Genomic DNA, 20,706 nt, shown 5'->3' on the forward strand with positions numbered 1-20,706 from the left:
TTGCGCGAACGTGTTGCGGCGGCCCTCGACACCCTGACGCCAGAGTACATCATCTCCTTGACCTCCTACAACTTCATCCTAGAAGCCCTGTTTAGCGCAGCTTTATAAGTAATTGGTATTAGAAATAAATAGCAACCCACTAGCTCAACCAATCCCTCAAAATTGGAAAATTGCGCCGCCCCGCTACGCCACAACTCAGTTGCTTGAACCAGATTTAGGGCTACAGGTGGGCTTTGACCAACATCAACGAGCCCGATAAAATCCCTAACGACAGAGAAATAGAGCCCAGCAGGGTGAGCAGCATTTTGCGGCGCATAACCCGGCTTCTGAACCTGGATGAACCGTCAAAGCTTTCTCGATCGGGGCTAGAAAGAGTGGTTAAAAAACTTAAAGAATATAGGACAGCAGCGACAAAAAATTCAAGTACTGGAGTCAATAAAATTAACCCCCGCTTCATCCCAGCATCCATATCGAAAGGGATAGCTAACATAAAAATGGCTAAATAGGCTGGGATAGCGATTAGACTGACTTGCAGCATTAATCGGCAGAATAATTGGTAAACCGTAAAAGAAGAATCTACGGCAGCTTCTGGGGATGTTCGAACAATAGTCATGAAATTTGATATTATTTCTTTTATTTTTTTGTTTGGACGCTGCTGCCAGCCATTCTAATGAACAATTCCTATAACTGAACGTAGGTAGCTATAGCTTTATGCTTATTTTAGCGACTCATGTAGTAATCCAAAAGAGCGGCAAGATTTAGGAGGATATCCGTGTATCGGCTGTTAAAACCTCTGCTGACGAAAAAGAAAAAGCAGAGAAAGCCGCCTCCATGAGCGGCATTAGCTCAGCCGCACCACAGCCTCATTATCTAGCAACGTATTGCCGGTAAGAATATCTTCGACGGTGATGCGCAGCAGCCGATCGCGATCGACTTGAAATAGCACCCGCACCCGATCGCTGCCCGGAAATCCCAGCGGGTTGAGTTGAGCAATGGTGCGCGCCCCCTCGCGATCGTTGAGCGGCTGCACCGAGGGGGCATCACTGCTGAGCTGGCGGGTCACTAGTCGACCATTCTCGAAATACACTTCGGTCTGGGTGCTAGCCGACCCCAGTTCACCCACAATTAGCTCAATGCTGGGCTGCTTTTCCACCGAGGCTCCCAGCGTAATTTCAATTGGGGTAGCCATAGGGTAAGGCTGCCCCTGATTCAGAATGGGGTGCCAGCTGTGGCGATTGTTGCGTCTATCCCAGTAGCGAATGCCGTAGCTGTGGTAAAGAAAGTCTTCGACTGTTAAGCCCTGGGCAATTTGCAGAGCACCCTGGGCCACGGCTTCAAAGGGGCGATCGCACCTCACCCGCTCAGCCCCAAACCGCTCTGTTACCCACCGCTGCACCGCCGGAATCTGCGCCGTGCCCCCCACCAGCAGCACCGCGTCGATCGCATCTGGGTCGATGCCCTGACGCTGCCCCTGCTGAAGCACCTGGGTCAATCCCTTCTCCAACCGCTCAAAGAACTGGTTCTGGGTGAGAATCTCCTCGAACTGGTCGCGGGTTAGGGCCAGGTCGTAGGTGTCAAAGGTCTCATCGTCAAAGTAGGCTTCTGCTGCCTCGGGTTGATCTGAAAGCGCAATCTTAAGGCGCTCGGCTAGCCGCTGCACCACGGCCCCACCGAGGATCCCCTGGCCGGCAAAGTGCTCTACCAACCAGTGATCAATATCGGCTCCGCCTAGGTTTTCCCCAGCTTTGGCCAGCACTCGCGCTACCTCGGGCTTTTGGGCACTTTTTTGCTCAGCATCCTGCCCTCGCCACTTCAGCAAAAAGCCCATGGGCTTCTGTTGGGCTGGGGCCATCAGCCGTACCAACGACCAATCCAGCGTGCCGCCACCAAAATCTAAGACTAAAATCGTCTGCTCTCCAGTCAGTCCGTAGCCCAGGGCAGCGGCGGTGGGTTCATCAATCAGCCGCACTTCTTTGAAATCGAGCGCGGTAGCCACATTCCCCAGCCACAGGCGATAGGCCTCAAAGCTATCAACCGGCACCGTCAGCACCAGGCTATCGTCTTCCCCAGCCACGGCGCGCACTTGGGTCAGCAGCGATCGCAAAAACCACTCCCCCAGTTGTTCAAAGGAGAGCGCTTCCCCATCAATATCGGGCAGAAACCCTTGCAATGGTGTGCCAATGCCGCGCTTGACGTTGGCAAAGAATCGAGGATCAGTCGGGATGTCGAGACCGCGATCGCGCACCGCCTGCCCTACCACTACTCCATCGACCTGGGGCTTCTCCACATAGACCAAACTGGGTACCAGCGGTGGCACCGTGGCCAAGCTCAAGCTCAGCCCCGGTAGCGCTACCGTCTCTGGACTTTCAGAAACTGGGTTCCAACGAGCAATGACGGTATTACTGGTGCCAAAATCAACCGCTATAGCCATGGTTTTAGAAAAAACACGGTGCTACCCATCCTACCGGCAGCGGGGATCGCTAGGAAGCAATCACTCATGTTCAACCGGCGATCGGCCCTTTTTTGGCCACGATCGCACCATCGCCACCACCAGCGTAATCACCGTGATGGGAATCACAAACATCAGCATCACCCGGCTGAACAGCCCCAAGCTGTCATGGTTAGCCGCCCGCAAAATGAGGTAAACCGCGTAGGCCACGTAGTAGCCCACAAACACCCACCCCTCCCAGCGGGTAATCACGCTGCCGGAAAGAAAAATGGGTAGACAGGCCACCGCCACCGCCAGCATTACCGGCAGGTCAAAGTACAGCACCGATTCAGGAATGATGACCCCTGCTCCTGAGGTCAGGGACGTCACCCCCAGCACCGTCAGAATGTTGAAAATATTGCTGCCGACCACGTTGCCTACGGCAATGTCGCCCTCTCCCCGAAACGTGGCCACCATCGAGGTCGCCAGCTCGGGCAGTGACGTACCCGCCGCGACAATAGTCAGGCCAATCACCAGCTGGCTCACCCCCAGCGATTCGGCAATGCTCACTGCCCCCGACACAAACATTCGCGACCCCGTCACCAGCGTCACCAAACCTACCGCAATGTAGGCCAGGTTAACCACCCAAGTCCAGCGACCGATGGGGGTAGGGCCATACTCTCGCTCATACTCTGACTGCACCTCGGCATTCTTTTCTTTGCGGCTCTGGTAGACCAAAAACAGCGTATAAACCACGCCACCGACTAGCAAAATAATGCCGTCGCTGGGCTGGAGCAGGCGATCGATCGAAAACAGCATCAGCAATCCCGAAACTCCCACCATAATGGGCACATCCAGCCTTACTAGCTGCTGCGCCACCGGCAGCGGAGAGATTAACGCCGACAAGCCCAAAATCACCAGCACATTAAAAATATTGCTGCCAACGACGTTACCCAACGCAATATCACCCTGTCCCGTCAGGCTAGACTGCACACTGACCGCCATCTCTGGGGCGCTAGTGCCATAGGCCACAATCGTGAGGCCAATAATGAGAGGAGAGATACCCAGCAGGGCGGCTAGCTTAGATGCCCCTCTCACCAGAGATTCTGCCCCTACCAGTAACAGGCCCGCACCCGCAATCAATAACAGGATGGCAACGGTCATACTTGCAAGCTCACTCAGCAAACGCTCTACTAAAAAGGCCCACCCTTAGGTTGGGAGCGCTCCTGCCCCCAAAGGCCACATAAGCCTAGTATGTCTGATTCTGATCCATCTCTGTCACAGACCGTTGCCCTAGCGCCCTGGCGCAGCACCCTGGCTCGCGCCCTGCACCGCAACCGCAGCCGGCCCTACAGTCGCTACTTTCAGCTGGCGACCATTACCCCTACGGGCCGACCCGCCAACCGCACCGTGGTATTTCGCGGCTGGCTACCCGACAGCAACACTCTCACGCTGATCACCGACCAGCGTAGCGCCAAGGTCGCCGACATCACCGCTCACCCCTGGGCCGAAGCCTGCTGGTATTTCACTGACACCCGCGAGCAGTTTCGCCTAGCAGGCTCCATTCAGGTGGTGACTGCTGAGGCCGATCCCGCTCTATTCCAAGCTCGACAGAATTCTTGGGAAGTTCTCTCCGACAACGCCCGCCAGCAGTTTTACTGGCCCCACCCGGCCCAATCTCGCACCGCCGAGGCCGATTTTTCGCCTAGGGAAATTCACGTGATGCCTCCCGCTGAATTTTGTTTGGTGCTGCTGCACCCTGATCAAGTTGATCACCTAGAGCTGCGCGGCGAACCTCAGAACCGCACTTTGTATGACCAACAACCCGATGGCACCTGGCAGGTCACAGTGGTAAATCCTTAACAGTTCATGGTGCCTAATCAGCGCTTTAGACCAGAGGCCGTGTTGCTGCTTTACAGCGCCACAGAAAAATTGCGCCGATGGAGAGATATTAAACTTTTATATAAAGTATAAATATAGGCCAACACGATGGACATTCACTTAAAATTCACCTAAAGAAGTGGGGCAGTAGTCTTGGTTTGCGAATTCCCCGTCGCCTAGCAGAGAGCTTTGGGTGGGTGGAATGAAAATTTCACAGTGAAGATTTTAGAAGTAAATGGGGCGCTGGTAATTCGCAAAAAGGCGCTGGCGGTGGCGCTGACCCTGAGTGAATTGTTAACCAGTATTCCTGCTGATTTTCAATATCCCGACGATGTTCACGATCTTGTCGATGGTCTTGCCTAAGGTCAAGAGCTTCTGTAACCAAGTTGATCAAGTGGTGGCAACCCTTGATCTAATTATTGGTGGATGATCCCACCCCTCTGGCCATCTCAAAGAATATCAAAGCGGCTGAGTAGCTGTTCGTGCTTTTTGTGGTTGCGATCGCCTAGCTAGCCCGGTGGCGCAGCCGTCGATCGAGCCAGGCTAAGACTCCCAAGGCCGGTAAGACGGTCACCATCAGCCCTAGCCAAAAGCTGTGCGCGGCCGCATCACCCTGATCGAGCGCCCAGCCGCCCAGGGGTGGGCCGATCAGGTAGCCTACGGCCCAGCACATTGAGTTCACCGCCAGGTAGACGCCGCGCAGGGGTTCAGGGGCGATCGACGCCACCAGCGCCGAGCCAATCGGCGTATAGGCCACCATTGCCAGCGCCATTACCCCCAGGGCTAGCCCGCTCCACACTAAAGGCAAGTTTCCCATCCCCGACTGCCACACCAGGCCAAACCCCAGCCCCCACAGCAGCGCCGACACCATCAGCCCCTGGGCACGGCGGTAGCGGTTGAGCCAGCGCGCCATGGGCAACTGGGCGATCGCTGCCAGCACCACATGGCCAGTAAACAGCAGGCTCAGCGTCCCCTCACTAACCGCCTGCTCGCCCCCTGCAAACTGGTTGAGATAGAGGGGCAGCGTGCTTTGAATTTGCGCTAAATAGCCCGTGAATAGCACGTTGACCAGGGCATAGACCATCAAGGTTTTGTCTCTGAGGGCCTGACCCCAGCCCTGGAAGAGCGATCGCGCCCCATTTCCCACCGGGCGCGTCTCGGCAATGGCAATATAGATAATGCCAAAAAACAGCAGAAACGTAATGCCATCGATGGCAAACAGCGCCCGGTAGGCCCCGGTCAGCGAGATCAGCGCCCCTCCGGCGATTACCCCGACCCCTAGACCCAAGTTATCGGCTAGTCGCACCAGGGCGTAGGCTTCGTTACGCTGCTCTGGGGTCGTAATGTCTGCCGCCACCGACTCCGCCGCTGGCCAATAAAGCCCGACGCCAAAGCCCATCAGCAGGTTGCCCGCCAAAAATATCCAAAAATCGTTGGCTAGCAGCAGCACCCCATCCGCCGCTGCCGACACCAGAGCTGACGCCAGCAACGTCGGTCGTCGCCCCACCGTGGGCGAGTCGGCCAGTGACCCGCCCAAAAACCGTCCGGCCATGCCCGCTACCGAGCCCAGGCCAATACCCAGACCCACCTGGGTCGCCGTTAGCCCCACCTGCTCAGTAAAAAAAATCGGTGCGTAAAATAGCGTAAAGCCAATGCCCACCTGCGACAGTAGCCGCCCGCTCGCCAAGATCCACACTCGGTGGTCGAGGTTAGGCAGCCACCCCTTGAGCCAGCGCTGTAGGAATGCCATCATTGCGGCAACGAATGTTGGGGTCGCCGCAGGGCATCCACCAGGGCGACTGTGCCGCCCACCATGCCCCAAACCATCCACAGGCCCAGGTCGTAGCCCTTGCGCTGGGCCACCTGGGCTGCCACCAGCCCAATCACGCAGTGCAAGAACATGAGTAAGTAGGCCAGCGGCAACGAATCAGCCATTTTGTGTAACCCAACGAAAAAAATCCAGCAAGCGGGCGAAAGATGGGGCGATCGCATTACTTACCTTACACGCAGGGCTAGACCTATGCTGTGGAGAGTACTGCTTGTCGCCGCCGATTAGAATCTGCTGAGAGAAATATCACCGTGGCCACTGGACTTTTTGTGGGGCTGATCACCCTCGACTGCATTTATCGCGTCGATCACGTGCCCAGCAGCGATGAAAAACTTGTCGCTGAGGAGAGTTTGCTGGTGGCGGGCGGGCCAGCTACCAATGCCGCGATCGCCTTCGCCGCTCTGGGAAATCGGGCTAGGCTAGCCGGTGCCCTGGGTCAACATCCCCTAGCCGATCTCATTCGGACAGACTTGGCTACCTACGGTGTTGAGGTGGTAGATCTCACGCCTGAGCTGCAATCGCCGCCACCACTTTCTACGATTCTCGTTACCGCCGCTACGGGCGATCGCGCTGTTGTCTCCCGCAATGCCGTCGGGCGACAGGCCGCCCCTGCCACGACCCCAGCAGCCTTACTCACCGATGTCGATATCGTCCTGCTCGATGGCCATCAGATAGCTAGCAGTCACACCCTCGCGATCGCCGCCCAGGCCCAAACCATCCCCATCGTCATCGACGCGGGCAGCTGGAAGCCTGGCTTCGACAGCGTCCTACCCCTCGCCACCAGCGTCATTGCCGCCGCCAAATTTCAAATACCGAGCCAACCCGATACCCTGGCAGCCCTCAGCGCCCTGGGCATTCCCGAAATCGCCAGCACCCACGGCCCTAGCCCCATTCAGTTTCGCGATCGGGGGACAGCAGGTACCTTACCCGTTCCCCAGGTCACTGTCCAAGACACCCTGGGGGCTGGAGACATTTTTCACGGAGCCTTTTGCCACTATCGCCTGCACGCCCCCTTCCCCGACGCCCTCACCCAGGCCGCCCAGGTCGCCGCCCAGAGCTGCCGCCACTTTGGTACCCGTGCCTGGATCTCAAAGGCCCCTCACCAGCTATAGTGCTCTCTTGTAATCCCCCTAATCCCCACTCCCTACTCCCCCCCATGCCCTACGATCAGGAAAAACAAGTCGCGATCGCCGCCGTCATCCAGGCCGCCCAGCTCTGTGAGGCCGTGCGTCAGGGGCTCGTCCCCGCCGCTATGGAAAAAAACGACAAAAGCCCTGTCACCATCGCCGACTACGGGGCTCAAGCGTTGATTTGCAAAGCCCTGGCAGAGGCCTTCCCCAGCGACCCCGTAGTGGGTGAAGAAGACACCACCGACCTGCGCCAGCCCGAGACTGCTGCCGTGCTCACCGCCGTTACCAAACAGGTGCAGAATGCCGTTCCCAGCGCCACCGACAGCGATGTGCTGAGCTGGATTGACCACGGCAATGGCGATGTCGCCCCCCGCTACTGGACCCTCGACCCCATCGACGGCACCAAAGGCTTTTTGCGCGGTGACCAATATGCGATCGCCCTGGCTCTGGTCGTCGATGGCGACATTAAAGTGGGGGTGCTCGGCTGCCCCTTCCTCAGCTTTGACGGCGGGGAAACCGGGCTGCTCTTCGCCGCCGTGCGCGGTGAAGGCACCGTGATGATGCCCCTGGCGGGCGGCAATCCCCAGCCGCTGAGGGTGACCGCTGCCGACGATATTGATCGCCTGCGCCTAGTCGAAAGTGTCGAGTCGGGCCACGGCGATCTCAGCCAGCAAGCGCAAGTGGCCCAGGCCGTGGGCATCACCATTCCCTCCATCCGCATGGATAGTCAGGCTAAGTACGCCGCCGTGGCAGCAGGCCAGGGCGCCCTCTACCTGCGTCTGCCGTCTCCCAAAACCCCCGACTATCGCGAAAAAATCTGGGACCACGCCGCCGGAGTGCTGGTGGTCGAAGAAGCCGGCGGCCGCGTCACCGACATGCACGGCAAGCCCCTAGATTTTGCCAGTGCTGCCCGCTTCCCCAATAACCCCGGTGTGGTGGCCAGCAATGGCGCGCTCCATGATGCGGTGCTCAAAGCCCTGAGCTGAGTCTCCCGTAAGGGTCGGGTGCCTTTGCGATGTTCTCACAGCCCCGGACTTCGTCCCAGGCACCCGACCCTTAGAAAGAAACTCCGTATAGTTCGCGCACCGACTCTTGCAGCAGCACCACCAGCGTCGCGACCCCAGCACCGTGCCCAGGGGCGTAAACAGCAGCGCCCCGCAGGCCACCACAAAGCTAAACCAGTAGTGCTTGTGTCGTCGCAAACAGCCACCCGAGATGATCAGTGCGATCGCCAGCACCAGCCCGTAGAGAAACAGCGCCAGCCCGAGCGCCATAAAAACCAGCCCCGACGCAAAGGGTGGCAGCTCACTATCGCCGCTGACCATGCTTTCGGGAGCCAGCAGCACCACCCCTCCGATCGCCACAAATACCAGTGGCAGTAGCGCAAAGGCCAGCACCAGTCCTGCCACTACGTAGTGCAGCATCGCCAGCACCCGTAACCGCTCAATATCTTGGCTGGGGGGCAGTGTGGTCATGGTGGAGACATCTCAATTGATACATCCTCTACATAGATCTTGTACCCCTTTAGACCCCCGGCTTAGGATTATGTGTCTCAACATTAAGCCGGTCGAGCCGCCTTCGCCCTTTGGGTTTTCCCCCGGTAAATACGCTATTGGCCCACCCCTCACCCCCAACCCGCTTCGCTATGCTTAAAGTAGGTTCACCTTCACCCGCTACCCATGCCCGCTAACGACCCCTTGCCCACCTCCCCAAACCCAGACATTACCTGGGAAGAGGTTGAGGCTGAACTGGGGGAACTCGTCGCCACCGTGCAGGGTGCTCCCCTCGCGCTTCCCGCCGCCGACCCCGCCACCTGGGAGGCCGTGGAGCAAGAGCTGGGCGACCTGGTGCTCGACTTTCAAGACCTGCAAGACGACCTCAACTACCGCCGCGCCCAGGAGGCTCTGGGCGGTCTGGTGCAGCGCCTCAACCTCACTCCCCGCGAGCAGGCCGGGGTCGAAGAAGCTCTGCAAAACCTCAAGGGGCTAAAGGATAAGCTAGAGAATACGGTGGTGCACATCGCCGTCTTTGGCCTGGTGGGGCGCGGCAAATCTTCGCTGCTCAATGCTTTGATGGGTCAGGAGGTATTTGCCACTGGCCCCACCCACGGCGTCACCCAGGTGGTGGAAGGCAGTGCCTGGGCCGTCAGCCGAGAATCCCTCACGCCCGACTTGCCCGATCTGCTGCGGGTTTCACTCAAAAGCGTCGGCCAGTCGCGCATTGAGCTGATTGACACCCCCGGCCTCGATGAAGTGGATGGCGAGGACCGTGCCGCTCTGGCCCGCCGCATCGCCGAACAGGTCGATTTGATTCTATTTGTGATTGCGGGCGACATTACCCGCGTTGAGTATGAGGCGCTGAAAGCTCTGCGCCAGGCCAGTAAGCCCATGCTGCTGGTATTCAACAAAGTTGACCAGTTCCCCGAGGCCGATCGCCAGACCCTTTACGAAACCCTGCGCGATCGCCGCCTGCAAGACCTGATTTCCCCCGACGAGATTGTCATGGCCGCTGCCTCCCCGTTAGCGGTGCAGGCTGTCTCCCAACCCAATGGCGAAACCACCTACAAAACCATACGCGCCCAGCCCCAGGTCGATGACTTAAAGCTCAAAATTCTCGATATTCTGCACCGCGAAGGCAAAGCCCTGGTGGCGCTCAATACCCTGATGTATGCCGAGGGCATCAGCGCCGAAATTTTAGAGCGCAAGCGGCAGATCTGCGATCGCATCGCCGACGACACCATCTGGAACGCCACCATGATCAAAGCCGTCGCCGTTGCCCTCAACCCAATCACCGTGGCAGATCTGATTGGCGGCACCGTCGTTGATGTCATGCTGATTCTCAATTTGTCGCGGCTCTACGGTCTGCCCATGACCCGACCCGCCGCCCTCAAACTGCTTCAGCAGATTGCCCTAGGCCTGGGCGGCATTACGATTAGCGAGCTGGTGATCACCCTGGGGCTTAGCTCACTTAAGGGCATGCTGGGGGTGTCTGCGATCGCGACGGGGGGGCTGGCGATCGCCCCTTACATTCCCGTGGCCCTGGCCCAGGGCGGCGTCGCCGGTTTGGCCACCTACGGCATTGGTCAGATCACCAAAACCTACCTCACCAACGGTGCCACCTGGGGGCCCAACGGCCCCAAAGCCGTGATTGGCGAAATTCTCGACGGCCTCGACGAAACATCCATTTTGAATCGCATCAAAGCCGAACTCAGGGCCAAAATTGCCCCTTAGACGAGCGCTTTTCGCGTCTAACGCTGTGCTTTTTCGCGTTTCTCTTGCCCGTAGGGACACAGATCGAGCACAACGCAGCGATCGCAGCTCGGATTTTTGAAAAAGCAGCACCGCTGACCGTGCAACATCATCACCTCATGGTGGTCATAAACCTGCTGCGCATCCCACTCAGCGGGCAAAAACGCCTCCAGCAACACGTGAGATGGCCCGACTGACATTTTGGAGGAAATTAGGCCCAGTCGTTGGGCGACTCGGTGGTGGTGGCTATCCACCGGCAGTGCTCGACCCCGCAACTGGCTAAAACACAGCACCGCTGCACTGGTCTTTGGCCCAACTCCGGGCAGCGCTTCTAGCCAGGCGCGAGCTTCCGACACCGACATATCTTTCAAAAAGTCGAGCGACCATTCACCGTTGGTTAACTCCCCAACCAACCGCAACACCTGCTGAATACGAGGCGCTTTTTGCTCGGGCCAGGTGCAAGGCGCGATCGCCTGTTCCACCAGTTCCGTCGGCGCATCGCGCACCGCTTCCCAGGTGGGAAACTGGGCTACTAGCTGCTTAAAGGCGCGGCCCGAGTCCCGGTTTTTGGTGCGGTGAGACAGCAGGGATGAAACCAGCTCGCTCAGCGGATCAAGCGCATGAAAATAGGGGATTGGGCAATCATATTCGGCGCATAGACGCTGGTGAATAGTGACTGCCTGGCGCTGCAAGTCTAGATCAATGGGTTGAACGGCCAAAATCTGCTGCCTAGCTATTGCGATGTATCGGTGTCATCCACAGATGTATCGGTGTCATCCACAGATGTATCGGTGTCATCCCCAGTAGAATCTAGCCGCTGAGGAGTTTGGACCTCAGGGATTTCAGGCGTCTCGATCTCCCTAACCGGAATGTCTAAGCGGTTTTGTGGCTCTGTAGTGCGGTTTTGTGGCTCTCTATTACGGTTTTCTAGATCTGTATTGCGATTTCCGCGCTCTGTAGCATTATCAGGTGTGTCTGACGTGTCAGATGGTGTCCGAGGCGATTCGGTCCCAGCCGGTGAGGCTTCTGCATCGTCTGTATTGGGGTTAGCCCGGTTGGTGTCTTCGTTATTAGGGTTAGCACGGTTAGTGTTTCCATTTGAGCCGGGCGTCGCAGCAGGGGTTGTCCTCGCTGGACTCACAGCAGGACTTGTCCCACCAGTAGAGTTCGTCCCCGCTGGGCTTGTTCCTGCTGGGTTTGTTCCGGTAGAGTTTGTTCCCGTTGGGTTTGTCCCTGCCGGGTTTGCTCCAGTGGAGTCTGTCCCCGCCGGACTTGTAGTGGTGGTGTTTATAACCTCAGAAGACGATGATGTGCCCTGCGGCTCAGCGGAAGCGTCGCTGGCCCCAGGCGCTGGAGAAGCCTCAGAGGCATTGCTGTCTTGGCACATGTCATCTAGATTGACGACTTCGCCCTCAGAGTTAATCAGATAGCAAAATCCTTGGGCATGACTAACGCCGGGTAACATCAGTGCACCGGCTACTAGCCCTAGACCACCTGCGTAGCTCAAAAGATTAAGTCTCATAGCCTTCAACAGAATGGGCGTACCTGCTTAACCTACCAAGCCGACAAAAGATGCCGTATCGACCGTGGGGTAGAGACTCTAACCCACGTTAGTTAGGTGAGCTTGACAATTTATCGAGTGCAGCACTGGCTGGTGCCCTGACGTTAACCCCTCGGTGAAGTGCAGCCTGAAAGCACCATTGACCTCGTCAGCAAGCGATCGAATGCGGGTGCTATTTCAAGTTGATCGCGAGCGGCGGCGGCTCACGGTGGAAGATATTCTTACGGACAAAATGAATTAAACTCCCAGAGATGTCGTGGTAGTTCATATGGAAACGCTGACCCTGACTCGACCCGACGACTGGCACCTGCATCTGCGCGACGGCGAGGCGCTGAAGGCAGTTTTGCCACACACGGTGCGGCAGTTCGCTCGGGCGATCGTGATGCCCAACTTGAAGCCCCCGGTGCGTACAGTGGACGAGGCGGCGGCTTACCGCGATCGCATTCTGGCGACAGTTCCGGCGGGTCAGCAGTTTGAGCCGCTGATGACCCTCTACCTTACCGACAACACTCGCCCCGAAGAGATCATGGCGGCCAAGGCGGCTCAGTTTGTCAAAGCGGTGAAGTATTACCCCGCTGGGGCGACAACGAACTCAGATGCTGGCGTCACCGAGATCAGCCGATGCGATCGCGTCTTTGAGGCGATGCAGCAGGTCAATATGCCGCTACTGCTCCATGGGGAGGTAACCGATTCAGCGGTTGATATGTTCGACCGCGAGAAAGTGTTTATTGAGAAACGCTTGATTCCCCTGAAGCAGCGATTTCCTCAACTACGCGTGGTGCTGGAGCACATTACCACCTCAGAGGCGGTGGAGTTTGTGCTGGCGACCGACAATATCGCGGCCACGATTACCCCACAACATCTATTGTTTAACCGCAATAGTCTATTTCAAGGGGGCCTGCGTCCCCACTACTACTGCCTGCCTATTTTGAAGCGCGAAACCCACCGGCAGGCGCTTTTGCAAGCGGCTACCTCGGGCAATCCTAAGTTTTTTCTGGGCACTGATAGCGCCCCCCATCCCCGCAATGGCAAAGAAAGTGGCTGTGGTTGTGCGGGATGTTTTTCGGCGCTGCATGCTATGGAACTGTACGCAGAGGCGTTTGAGAGTGTTGATGCCCTCGACAAGCTGGAGGCGTTTGCTAGCTTTTATGGGCCAGACTTTTATCAGCTCCCGCGCAATCACGATCGCATTACCCTGAGCAAAATGACCTGGCGCATTCCCGATGAGTTGCCTTTTGTCGATGTTGGACTGGTGCCGTTGCGGGCCGGGGAAGCGATGACCTGGAAAATGGTCTGACGCTGGAGAGCCGCTAGGGAAAGCTTCCTTTCCCCTTGATTAAGGGTAATCCCCCAACTCCCTTTTCAAGGCGGTTGGGGGGGAGCTACAGTCTGTAGCGTGTTTGCGCTAGTTTGAGTAGAAGTTCCTTCTGGTGACATTGTCTTAACGGATGAAGTCAACTAGATTGCCTTAATAAATTTGCAATCTCTTCGAGCTTATTAATGGCTGGCTCTAAATATTCTTCTACAATCAATTTTAAATTATATCCACTAGGTTTATTGAGCCTATTTTCGTACTCCTGAATAAGTATTGACTTAACTTCTCGCAAAAAATCCAATTCCGAAACCAGCTCATAGCTATCTGGAGAAGACTGAAAGTTGTATCTATCTTTAATGGAATAGCCTACTAGAAGCTTGTCTTTGTTACGGACAGACAGAACTGCATCAACAAATTTACGAGGATTAACCTCTGCCAGAATAGGTATATTATGATACTGCTTTTCTTGAATCTCTGAAGAATCATACATATGCCCTAAGCTAACTTTTCTCCAAAATTTGCTAGGATTCTCAATTAAAGTGCCTAGAAGCTCTGAAGCTTCTTCTGATAGCTTTGCCTTAGCAGCATTAGAAAGCTTTTCCTTGAAATAGGAGAAAATTTCTTTGAACTGAGATGTTTCGTGTGCAGCAAATATCAAATTACCCCAATTGTCTGAAAGGTTCATGTCAGAATAGTTTTTAAGAATTCCTTGTTCATCTAAATAATCAATATAACTCTTAGAATCAGCGATGATCCAATCAAATCTTTTCCAAAACAGGCCTAGTTCAGAAAGTCTTATAAAAATTCCACTTACATGAATTATTTCAGGAGGGATTTTATATGCTCTATTTGTCCAATCTTTATTTACAGAGTTTAAAAGGTCTATAAATCTGTCATCCTCTATATCTCTATAGTGATAAAGCTGAATCCATTTCTCTGTGTTTTCTTCAGCGAAGTGCTCGCTTTTTCCAATGACGCTGAGGATTGACTCTTTTTCTAAATAACCATTTTTCAAGAAATGAATCCAGTTATCTACTCCTAATATAGAATATTTATATCGTAGAAAAGAATACTTATCTATACACGAATCAATAGGACGAACATCAGCTGTTTTTTCATTTTTACTTTTTTGATATGAGCGAAATGTAAACATTTCTACATCTCGAATGTCTTCTGGAGTGATTCGACCAGATCTAACCTCGAAAAATAGTGCCAGGAAAGTCATTAGAACGTCATCAAGCAGCTCTTCTTTTGCGGAAAAACAATTTAATCCCTGCAAAAATAATCTTTCAAAGTCCCAGAGAGAGTGTTGAATAAACCTCAAGTTTTTATCTCCAGACATTTCAAAAATATTTAAGATTAGGTTTTTCTTTTCAGTTAAATACTTCTTTAAGATTTCATCTTTTACGTTATTAATAAAAACATCAGTCACATGCTCTAGATTAATCGAAATCTGAAAGCTTTTCCCAACAACCTTTTCTTTAATCTGTCTGTATCGGGAACTATCAATTTTGCATAAGCTTTCTGGTGCAATAGTTCTTTCGCCAATCTCATTCTCATTGGCAATTAAAACTGATTTAACCTTTTGATGTTCAACTAAAAGGTTAATATATCCCAAAATCGCTTCTATCTCTATTCTGCATCTTTCGAGATCGTCAAATATTATGAAGTAGTCGCTAGACTTTTCAGAAGCACCATCGAATATAGCTTCTAAAGTTGCAAGATTTATACTTGCATCATTCTTCGAGTCTTTGTCAAAATCCAAATCTAACCGAATGCTTGATCTAAGAAAACTTTTAAAGAATTTGTTCGCCAAAACAAAACCTTTTGACGCTCTAAATGGATGCAGTTGTCCAAAGATTTGATCTTCTATTTCTGCAAATGATGTCAATCCATTCAAGCTAACGTAAACAAAACGAACTTTTCTTCCTTTTTCTTTCCTTGATTCTTCAAAATCTTTGTAGTACTCTTTGATAAACCACGTTTTACCAGTTCCCCAGCCACCGCTTAGCATTACGGCAAAGTTTGCATCGAATTCAGAATCAAAGTAATAATTTAGGTAATCTTCAATGTGTTTATTATTAGATGCCATAACAGTTCCCAAATTGCTTTATGTCAAGCATACAATAAATTTTTTTTGAGTCATTACTTGCGCTTATCAGGTTTTATGAAAGGCACCTTTTTATTGCCACTACACGATGACTTCAATGAGCCGTCAGAAGGTGTGAGGATTACATGTGATGAGTTTAATTTTCTTAGATACTCATGCATTCTTCGGCTATCCGAAGAATTGAAACGCCTTTAACAGGCTAGAACCCGTTATCCTGGAAAAGCTGAGTTTTGAGGGCTACGCAGTGCAAACCCCAGACCCCATTCATGTGATCGGCGGCGGGCTGGCCGGTACCGAGGCCGCCTGGCAAATTGCCCAGGCCGGGGTGCCCGTGGTGCTGCACGAAATGCGCCCCCAGAAAAAATCCCCCGCGCACCACAGCGAGCATGTAGCCGAGCTAGTGTGCAGCAACTCCTTTGGGGCAATGGCGAGCGATCGCGCCTCGGGCCTGCTCCACGAAGAGCTGCGCCAGCTCGGCTCAGTGGTAATTGGCAAAGCCGACCAGCACCAGGTGCCAGCGGGCGGTGCCCTAGCGGTCGATCGCGGCATTTTTAGCCAAGACCTGACCGAAACCTTAGAGCATCACCCGCTGATTGAGCTGCGGCGCGACGAGGTGACAAGCATTCCCGACGACGGCATTGTGGTGCTAACCACCGGCCCCCTGACCAGCGACGCGCTGTCGGTGGAGCTAGAGCGGTTCACAGGCCAGGGCTACATGAGCTTTTTTGATGCCGCCAGCCCCATTGTGGTGGGCGACAGCATCGACCAGTCGGTAGCGTTTATGGCCTCCCGCTACGGCCGGGGCGAGGCCGCCTACCTCAACTGCCCCATGAACCGAGAGCAGTACCTGCACTTTTGGACTGAGCTGTGCAATGCCGAGCAGGCCGAACTTAAGGACTTTGAGCGCGAGACCGCCAAATTCTTTGAGGCCTGCCTGCCGATTGAAGAGATGGCGCGACGGGGCGAAGACACCATGCGCTATGGCCCACTCAAGCCGGTGGGTTTATTCGACGCGCGCCTGGGCGACTTCAAAGACCCAGAGAATAAGAGTAAAAAACCCTACGCTGTGGTGCAGCTGCGTCAGGAAGACAAAAGCGGCCAGCTGTGGAACATGGTGGGCTTTCAAACCAACCTGCGCTGGGGCGAACAGGCGCGAGTGTTTCGGCTAATTCCCGGTTTGGAGAATGCCGAGTTTGTGCGCATGGGGGTGATGCACCGCAACACGTTTCTAAATTCGCCGGAGCTGCTGCACAACACGCTGCAATTTAAGGCGCGGCCCACTCTGCTGGCGGCGGGGCAGCTAGTGGGCACCGAGGGCTACACGGCGGCGGTGGCCGGAGGTTGGCTAGCGGGGACGAATGCAGCCCGTTTGGCCCAGGGCCAAGAGCTGCTGAGTTTGCCAGTGACGATGATGCTGGGGGCGCTGGTCGATTTCATTACCTCAGCGGAGCCGAAGCACTTTCAGCCGATGCCGCCCAACTTTGGCATTCTGCCGCCGCTGCCGGTAAAGGTGCGCAACAAACGGGAACGCTATGGACAGTATCGCGATCGCGCCTTTAACGATCTCCATACCTGGGCCAGCCAGCACGGTCTTGTTTTGATTCAGAGTTCGCTGATGGCTACGGCCTGAGCAAGGCGGCAGGGCCGAAGGCTCGCTCTACCAAGGCATAGGGTCTAATTCTTTAGATAGATTTGCAATAATCTTCGTTGCAAAAACCTGAGGGGCTAGGCTATCGTGTCTAAGATTAAAAGAAGATCTATTTTTGTTTAAGAGAAGGTTATTTATGCCCTATGGCCTATTCTGGCTCTGCTAACAATCGACGCGATTTGGACGGATTCATTTCTCCAAAAAGCTCTTACTACGGTACGTTTTCGCCTCAACACCTTGTGTTTAACGCCAACCTACAAGAGTTTGCTAACCGAGTTGGCTACATTTCGGGGTTACAAACTGGTGGCAAGCTCTCGCCCGATGAGGCTTTTGAGCAAATTCAATCGCTGTATAAGCAGCTTAAACAAACTAAACAAGGCTTAGAAATCTAGGCGTCAAGGTTTGCATAGAAACTTTTGACCAAGGATGCGTTTGAGCTAAGACGATCGCTGCTGGCTTTCCGACATAGGCGATCGCGTCAATCAACTATACTCGGGTGTCTTTAAAGCTAGAGATACCCGTATTTTTTAGCGCCTTAAGGTCTTGACGTTAACCTAGACCAGAGCAATCGCCTTATCTCATATTGAGACTAGGATAGCTCTCCCTTGGTCTTGAAAAAAGCGTTACGAGACTTGAGGTGAGATTGCGCCATCAGGAAGAGCGGGTTGGTGGCTACAATTTCAGCGTCACTACCAAATCGACTATGGTGCCTCAACTTCCTCGCTATGTAGCTAAACGGGTGCGCCGCGAGCGCAAAATGCTCTACGAGGTAGAGGGATGTTGCTATCCCGGTGTGACCACCGTGCTGTCGGCCACCAAGCCTCAGGAATCGCGAGATGCTCTACAGCGCTGGCGGCAACGGGTCGGGGTTGAAGCAGCCCAACAGATTTCGGGCAAGACGTCTTCGGCGGGTACGCGGCTGCACAAGCAGATTGCAGCCCACCTCAACGGCGCAACGGCAGACATTCCGGCTGATTTAACAGGTTATTGGGAGTCCATCTTGCCGGTGCTAAACCAGGTGGAAGAGGTGCTGCTGGTGGAAGGGGCAGTGTGGCACCCAGAAGGGTTTGTGGGCATTCCGGATGCGCTGGTGGTGGTGAAGGGTGAGCTGCACCTGTGCGACTGGAAAACAGCCCTGCGACCCAAGCAACCTCAGTGGTTGGGGGATTATTTTTTGCAGATTGCGGCCTATCGGGAAGCGGCTCATCAGGTCTATGCAGACTTTGGGCTGGCGGTGCAAAAGGGGCTGGTGGCGATCGCCCTGGCCGATCAACCGGCCCAGCTGTTTGAAGTTTCGTTAGATGATATGGATAGCTACTGGCAGCAGTTTGAGCGGCGACTGCGGGAGTTTGAGCGGCGACGGTTGAGGTCAGTGGATTGAGGCCATAAAAAATGCTCACGAGCATAGTTAATTCCATGCTCGCGGGTGAGTAAACCCTATTCAGTTAGGCTTCTTTAAAGCCGCTCAAGCGAGGTAAGGCGCGTTGTAGTAGAGGGGACAGGTGCCCTTAATTGTGGGCCTCGAGCTGTCCGCGAACGGCCCCATCGGGAAAAGTCGGGTTATGGACGTTGATGTAAAACGCTTCAGGATTGCTCAAAATTCGCTCAACAATACCGGCTTCGCCAGTGGGAAACTTGCCTTCTTCGCCTTCGGTTAAGCAGTCGCCTGCATTACCATCTTGGGGACCAGCGAGGGCGGCCACTACAGGGCCGTTTTCGCCCATGGCCCCTTCATGAATATGGGCGGCCATGCCGTCACCCACGGGCACCATTTGGACACCAGATACCTCTAGGACGTAGCAAAGGGTGGTGGGGTCGCCATCAACGCCAAAGACGTAGGCGCTGCCAGTGCCGGTGGCATCGCCGACCATTTCGCTCAGGTCTTCGCCAACTTCGGCGCTGCCGTCTAGTTGGGTGGTCAGCACGGTATTGGTGTGGCCTGCATGGGCTTGGGGCAGAGCAACACCCAAGGCCAGGGCTACTGTACCCAAAGCAACGCTAAAAGCTTGAATCTTACTTTGCATAACTTCGTTCTCGTTAAACATGATATTTGGTCAAATTAGGGGTTTCTCAACCGCTTTACTTAGCTGAGTTTGCCGTTCCTACCCTTTAATACGTGTAATGCGCGCAAATAGATTTGCCATAAAACACGATTTAGGTGGCGATGGCGATCGCCACCAGGTTCTGCACGCTATTTATCTCCCACTGCTCAGCCTGCGATCGCCTAGGAGCTGCTGGTCACTGCTTTGGTTTGCAGGATTACAAGCGCCAGGGCTCCGGCAATCAGCCCCCAAAAAGCGGAGCCGATGCCAAAGAGGGTGACGCCGGAAGCAGTGACAAGGAAGGTGATTAGGGCAGGTTCGCGCTGGGTTTCGTCGCGCAGGGCAGTGAAGAGGCCGTTGCCGATGGTGCCGAGCAGGGCCAACCCAGCGATCGCCAGCACCAGCTCCTGCGGAAAGGCGGCAAACACTGCGCCAACGGTGGCTCCGAAAAGGCCGATGAGTAGATAAAAAAAACCGGCGGCGATCGCCGCCACATACCGCTTATCGGGATCTTCGTGGGCTTCGCGCCCCATGCAGATGGCGGCGGTGATGGCAGCCAAATTCAGCGCAAAGCCACCAAAAGGGGCAAGGATGACGGTAGCTGCCCCCGTCCAGCCAATCACGGGAGAGATGGGGACTAAGGCATAGCCAGATGCCCGCAGCACGGCGACTCCCGGGATATTTTGGGAGGCCATGGTGACCACAAACAGCGGCAGGGCGACGCCGACCAGTGCGCCTGGGGAGAACTGGGGAGCAATCAAGACGGGGCGAGCTAGTTGCAGAGTAACGGTGTCGAACTGGATCAGATTTTGCAGGGCGGCGATCGCAATCCCCACTCCTAGCGCTGCCACTACGGCATAGCGCGGCTTTACGCGGCGCATTGCTAGGTAGGTGCAAAACATGGCAAAGGTCATCGCAAACTGGGTCTGCATAGCGGTAAACACATCCAGCCCAAAGCGCAGCAGCACTCCGGCCAGCATGCCCGCCGCCAGCGATAGGGGAATGCGGTTCATCAACCGCTCAAACCAGCCAGTGAACCCAGCCAGAGTAATCAGCACTCCGGATACCAAAAAGGCCCCGATCGCTTCGGCCACTGGCACCCCTGCGGCGGAAGTGATCAGCAGGGCGGCACCGGGTGTAGACCAAGCGGTGACGACGGGGGCGCGGTAGCGCAGGGAAAGACCAATGCAGGTGAGGCCCATGCCTAGGCCCAAAGCCCACATCCAGGAGGCGATTTCTGCCGGGGTGGCATCTAGTGCTTGGGCGGCCTGGAACACAATCACCGCTGAGCTGGTGAAGCCCACCAGCACGGTGACAAAACCTGCGATGATCGCTGAGAAAGAAATGTCGTTGAATATACCTTTTGCCACCATATTTTTCGCCCAAAGGTAGATATTCCGCCGAATTCTGTTTGTTATTCTTGTGTTTGTAGGGGTGCAGCAAGCTGTACCCCTACGAGGTATTTACTTCAAATTGAAGTCTTTGAATTCGGATTGCCTAGCCAGCCTACCGAGG

At 54.8% G+C, this 20,706-nt stretch carries 20 protein-coding genes; 9 read left to right on the forward strand and 11 right to left on the reverse strand.

Annotation, left to right across the window (positions count from 1 at the left end; genetic code table 11):
• Positions 1 to 220: 220 nt before the first annotated feature.
• The 3 genes from H6F57_RS01060 to H6F57_RS01070 form a co-directional block, all read right to left on the reverse strand.
• Positions 221 to 613 (reverse strand): hypothetical protein, encoded by a 393-nt coding sequence (locus tag H6F57_RS01060; protein WP_190624765.1) that lies wholly within the window; start codon positions 611 to 613, stop codon positions 221 to 223.
• 228 nt (positions 614 to 841) lie between these two features.
• Complete coding sequence (locus tag H6F57_RS01065; protein ID WP_190624766.1) at positions 842 to 2,431, reverse strand: Hsp70 family protein; 1,590 nt, start codon at positions 2,429 to 2,431, stop codon at positions 842 to 844.
• A gap of 60 nt (positions 2,432 to 2,491) precedes the next feature.
• Complete coding sequence (locus H6F57_RS01070) at positions 2,492 to 3,592, reverse strand: calcium/sodium antiporter (protein WP_190624767.1); 1,101 nt, start codon at positions 3,590 to 3,592, stop codon at positions 2,492 to 2,494.
• Positions 3,593 to 3,682: 90 nt separating this feature from the next.
• Here H6F57_RS01070 and H6F57_RS01075 point away from each other — a divergent pair, with 90 nt between their 5' ends.
• Together H6F57_RS01075 and H6F57_RS01080 are read left to right on the forward strand one after the other, a co-directional pair.
• Entirely contained in the window at positions 3,683 to 4,291 is a 609-nt protein-coding gene (locus tag H6F57_RS01075) for an Npun_F5749 family FMN-dependent PPOX-type flavoprotein (protein WP_190624768.1), read from the forward strand.
• Positions 4,292 to 4,498: 207 nt separating this feature from the next.
• On the forward strand, positions 4,499 to 4,672 hold the full coding sequence (locus H6F57_RS01080) for a hypothetical protein (protein WP_242042916.1): 174 nt from the start codon (positions 4,499 to 4,501) through the stop codon (positions 4,670 to 4,672).
• 142 nt (positions 4,673 to 4,814) lie between these two features.
• Here H6F57_RS01080 and H6F57_RS01085 read toward each other — a convergent pair whose 3' ends face one another.
• Positions 4,815 to 6,059 carry an MFS transporter gene (locus H6F57_RS01085; RefSeq protein WP_190624814.1) on the reverse strand — a complete coding sequence of 415 codons (1,245 nt, stop codon included), beginning with the start codon at positions 6,057 to 6,059 and terminating at the stop codon, positions 4,815 to 4,817.
• Positions 6,059 to 6,244 carry a hypothetical protein gene (locus H6F57_RS01090; RefSeq protein WP_190624769.1) on the reverse strand — a complete coding sequence of 62 codons (186 nt, stop codon included), beginning with the start codon at positions 6,242 to 6,244 and terminating at the stop codon, positions 6,059 to 6,061. Before H6F57_RS01090 ends, H6F57_RS01085 begins: the two co-directional genes overlap by 1 nt.
• Before the next feature lie 144 nt (positions 6,245 to 6,388).
• Between H6F57_RS01090 and H6F57_RS01095 the strand changes: the two genes are divergently transcribed.
• Positions 6,389 to 7,249, forward strand: coding sequence for a PfkB family carbohydrate kinase (locus tag H6F57_RS01095; protein WP_190624770.1), 861 nt, complete (start codon positions 6,389 to 6,391; stop codon positions 7,247 to 7,249).
• A 44-nt stretch (positions 7,250 to 7,293) separates the two neighbouring features.
• Positions 7,294 to 8,253, forward strand: a complete 960-nt coding sequence (locus tag H6F57_RS01100) for a 3'(2'),5'-bisphosphate nucleotidase (RefSeq protein ID WP_190624771.1) — start codon at positions 7,294 to 7,296, stop codon at positions 8,251 to 8,253.
• On the opposite strand, the gene H6F57_RS01105 is transcribed toward H6F57_RS01100, so the two are convergent.
• Positions 8,158 to 8,742: a hypothetical protein gene (locus H6F57_RS01105; RefSeq protein WP_190624772.1), complete on the reverse strand. Its 585-nt coding sequence runs from the start codon at positions 8,740 to 8,742 to the stop codon at positions 8,158 to 8,160. The genes H6F57_RS01100 and H6F57_RS01105 overlap by 96 nt on opposite strands.
• 204 nt (positions 8,743 to 8,946) lie before the next feature.
• Here H6F57_RS01105 and H6F57_RS01110 point away from each other — a divergent pair, with 204 nt between their 5' ends.
• Complete coding sequence (locus tag H6F57_RS01110; RefSeq protein WP_190624773.1) at positions 8,947 to 10,497, forward strand: GTP-binding protein; 1,551 nt, start codon at positions 8,947 to 8,949, stop codon at positions 10,495 to 10,497.
• 17 nt (positions 10,498 to 10,514) lie between these two features.
• Here H6F57_RS01110 and H6F57_RS01115 read toward each other — a convergent pair whose 3' ends face one another.
• Positions 10,515 to 11,234 (reverse strand): Fe-S cluster assembly protein HesB, encoded by a 720-nt coding sequence (locus H6F57_RS01115; RefSeq protein WP_190624774.1) that lies wholly within the window; start codon positions 11,232 to 11,234, stop codon positions 10,515 to 10,517.
• Positions 11,235 to 11,248: 14 nt separating this feature from the next.
• Entirely contained in the window at positions 11,249 to 12,037 is a 789-nt protein-coding gene (locus tag H6F57_RS01120) for a hypothetical protein (protein WP_190624775.1), read from the reverse strand.
• A gap of 307 nt (positions 12,038 to 12,344) precedes the next feature.
• On the opposite strand from H6F57_RS01120, the gene pyrC reads away from it, so the two are divergent.
• Entirely contained in the window at positions 12,345 to 13,373 is a 1,029-nt protein-coding gene (pyrC, locus tag H6F57_RS01125) for a dihydroorotase (RefSeq protein WP_190624776.1), read from the forward strand.
• A 157-nt stretch (positions 13,374 to 13,530) separates the two neighbouring features.
• Here pyrC and H6F57_RS01130 read toward each other — a convergent pair whose 3' ends face one another.
• Entirely contained in the window at positions 13,531 to 15,483 is a 1,953-nt protein-coding gene (locus H6F57_RS01130; protein WP_190624777.1) for a P-loop NTPase fold protein, read from the reverse strand.
• Between the two features lie 262 nt (positions 15,484 to 15,745).
• Between H6F57_RS01130 and trmFO the strand changes: the two genes are divergently transcribed.
• The 3 genes from trmFO (at position 15,746) to H6F57_RS01145 (ending at position 18,530) form a co-directional block, all read left to right on the forward strand.
• The gene (trmFO, locus tag H6F57_RS01135; protein ID WP_190624778.1) at positions 15,746 to 17,131 is read left to right on the forward strand and encodes an FADH(2)-oxidizing methylenetetrahydrofolate--tRNA-(uracil(54)-C(5))-methyltransferase TrmFO; all 1,386 of its coding nucleotides are present in this window, start codon (positions 15,746 to 15,748) and stop codon (positions 17,129 to 17,131) included.
• Between the two features lie 161 nt (positions 17,132 to 17,292).
• Positions 17,293 to 17,541, forward strand: coding sequence for a hypothetical protein (locus H6F57_RS01140; RefSeq protein WP_190624779.1), 249 nt, complete (start codon positions 17,293 to 17,295; stop codon positions 17,539 to 17,541).
• 311 nt (positions 17,542 to 17,852) lie between these two features.
• Entirely contained in the window at positions 17,853 to 18,530 is a 678-nt protein-coding gene (locus tag H6F57_RS01145) for an exonuclease (RefSeq protein ID WP_199289468.1), read from the forward strand.
• A gap of 127 nt (positions 18,531 to 18,657) precedes the next feature.
• Here H6F57_RS01145 and H6F57_RS01150 read toward each other — a convergent pair whose 3' ends face one another.
• Both H6F57_RS01150 and H6F57_RS01155 read right to left on the reverse strand, forming a co-directional pair.
• Positions 18,658 to 19,173, reverse strand: a complete 516-nt coding sequence (locus tag H6F57_RS01150; RefSeq protein ID WP_190624780.1) for a CHRD domain-containing protein — start codon at positions 19,171 to 19,173, stop codon at positions 18,658 to 18,660.
• A 200-nt stretch (positions 19,174 to 19,373) separates the two neighbouring features.
• On the reverse strand, positions 19,374 to 20,564 hold the full coding sequence (locus H6F57_RS01155; protein WP_190624781.1) for a benzoate/H(+) symporter BenE family transporter: 1,191 nt from the start codon (positions 20,562 to 20,564) through the stop codon (positions 19,374 to 19,376).
• Between the last annotated feature and the right edge of the window lie 142 nt (positions 20,565 to 20,706).

The organism is Leptolyngbya sp. FACHB-60 (assembly GCF_014695775.1).
Lineage (GTDB): Bacteria > Cyanobacteriota > Cyanobacteriia > Phormidesmidales > Phormidesmidaceae > Nodosilinea.

What these genes read in the sequence shown, in the direction of transcription:
- H6F57_RS01060 (WP_190624765.1), bottom strand. Translation starts at nt 613, where the DNA reads ATGACTATTGTTCGAACATCCCCAGAAGCTGCCGTAGATTCTTCTTTT.
- H6F57_RS01065 (WP_190624766.1), bottom strand. Translation starts at nt 2,431, where the DNA reads ATGGCTATAGCGGTTGATTTTGGCACCAGTAATACCGTCATTGCTCGT.
- H6F57_RS01070 (WP_190624767.1), bottom strand. Translation starts at nt 3,592, where the DNA reads ATGACCGTTGCCATCCTGTTATTGATTGCGGGTGCGGGCCTGTTACTG.
- H6F57_RS01075 (WP_190624768.1), top strand. Translation starts at nt 3,683, where the DNA reads ATGTCTGATTCTGATCCATCTCTGTCACAGACCGTTGCCCTAGCGCCC.
- H6F57_RS01085 (WP_190624814.1), bottom strand. Translation starts at nt 6,059, where the DNA reads ATGGCATTCCTACAGCGCTGGCTCAAGGGGTGGCTGCCTAACCTCGAC.
- H6F57_RS01090 (WP_190624769.1), bottom strand. Translation starts at nt 6,244, where the DNA reads ATGGCTGATTCGTTGCCGCTGGCCTACTTACTCATGTTCTTGCACTGC.
- H6F57_RS01100 (WP_190624771.1), top strand. Translation starts at nt 7,294, where the DNA reads ATGCCCTACGATCAGGAAAAACAAGTCGCGATCGCCGCCGTCATCCAG.
- H6F57_RS01105 (WP_190624772.1), bottom strand. Translation starts at nt 8,742, where the DNA reads ATGACCACACTGCCCCCCAGCCAAGATATTGAGCGGTTACGGGTGCTG.
- H6F57_RS01110 (WP_190624773.1), top strand. Translation starts at nt 8,947, where the DNA reads ATGCCCGCTAACGACCCCTTGCCCACCTCCCCAAACCCAGACATTACC.
- H6F57_RS01120 (WP_190624775.1), bottom strand. Translation starts at nt 12,037, where the DNA reads ATGAGACTTAATCTTTTGAGCTACGCAGGTGGTCTAGGGCTAGTAGCC.
- pyrC (WP_190624776.1), top strand. Translation starts at nt 12,345, where the DNA reads ATGGAAACGCTGACCCTGACTCGACCCGACGACTGGCACCTGCATCTG.
- H6F57_RS01130 (WP_190624777.1), bottom strand. Translation starts at nt 15,483, where the DNA reads ATGGCATCTAATAATAAACACATTGAAGATTACCTAAATTATTACTTT.
- H6F57_RS01140 (WP_190624779.1), top strand. Translation starts at nt 17,293, where the DNA reads ATGGCCTATTCTGGCTCTGCTAACAATCGACGCGATTTGGACGGATTC.
- H6F57_RS01145 (WP_199289468.1), top strand. Translation starts at nt 17,853, where the DNA reads ATGGTGCCTCAACTTCCTCGCTATGTAGCTAAACGGGTGCGCCGCGAG.
- H6F57_RS01150 (WP_190624780.1), bottom strand. Translation starts at nt 19,173, where the DNA reads ATGCAAAGTAAGATTCAAGCTTTTAGCGTTGCTTTGGGTACAGTAGCC.
- H6F57_RS01155 (WP_190624781.1), bottom strand. Translation starts at nt 20,564, where the DNA reads ATGGTGGCAAAAGGTATATTCAACGACATTTCTTTCTCAGCGATCATC.